Genomic DNA, 1,200 nt, shown 5'->3' on the forward strand with positions numbered 1-1,200 from the left:
CACGGAGATATGGGGAGTGGCTGAACAATGAGCGACTACGTGTTCATCAGTGATCGGACCGGCCAGGCTGCGCAGATCGTCGACAACCGGGCGTCTGCCCTGATCGCGGCGCTGGGGTATCGCGCTGAAGGCACGGAGCGGTTCGTCTCAGCGAACCGACGCATGGCAGCCATGCAGTTCTCACGCTCGACTCACCTCTATCGTGCCGGCGACCAGAGGCACACGGATCGAGACGGAGCCGTCACCCTCCTCAAAGGCCACGCGATCAGGCGCGGGCGGGACGACGCGCATCTCCTACCTGCCGAGGCGATCGCCCGCGAGATCAGAGGCGGAGGCTCGCCGACCCTGCGCGAACGCCTCGCCGGCGACTACGGTATCTGTCACTTCGATGGAGATGACGCGGCCTTCGTCAGCGACCCCCTGTCCATGGTTCCGCTCTTTTACCACCAGGCGTCAGACGGGACAAGCATCGTCGCGACGCGGCCCCGTCTGATTCAGGCTTTGGTGCCGCACTTGGGCTTCGATTTCAGAAGCCTCGCTTGGCAGGCCATCGCCTTCTGGCCGCTGGGCGAGGACACCCTCGTCAGCGGCATTCGTCGCGTTCCGCAAGGCGGCTGGCTCGGGGTCAAAGACAGCCGAGTCCTGGTCCATCAGCGCCCCCTCTCGTATCTGAATCGGCAAGACGGCGGCGAGATGCGGGCAGAACTTCAACGGGACCCGGAGGCGGTGCTGGACCGTGTGATCGGCGAGATGGCTGCCTCGCTCAGAGCAGTGTTCGACACGGGAGCGAGGGTGAATCTGGCGCTCACGGGTGGTCGCGACTCACGAGCCATCGCCGCTCTGGCCACCATGACCGGGCCGCTGCCAACCACCCTCTCGGCTTTCTCGAACGGTGTCCCTGACCACCCAGACGTGGCTGTCGGACGTAGCGTGGCGGACGCTATCGGCGCGGAGTTCACCAACAACATTCCCAAGCCGGCGAGCTTCTCCTCCGGAGACATATTCAGGCAGCGACTTGGAGCGGTCTTCCGCTACGACGGAATGCTGCCGGTCTGGGATGGTGGAGGAAGCCCGGGCATTTCGCCCGCGGTCCTGCTCCAGGGCCACGTGGGTGAGGTGTATCGGGACAAGTGGTTCAGCACTCCCTATGATTCCCCCGAGGACTTCGCTCGTAGGATGTTTGCAGGAAACAATGTCGAC

The 1,200-nt window shown here is 64.3% G+C and carries 1 protein-coding gene; it reads left to right on the forward strand.

Annotated elements, in window-relative coordinates; genetic code table 11:
* Nucleotides 1-27 precede the first annotated feature (27 nt).
* On the forward strand, nt 28-1,200 hold a 1,173-nt coding region (locus AC04L7_RS19100; RefSeq protein ID WP_475513761.1), incomplete at its 3' end, for a hypothetical protein.

The organism is Pseudoxanthomonas sp. LjRoot204_2 (genome assembly GCF_056175765.1).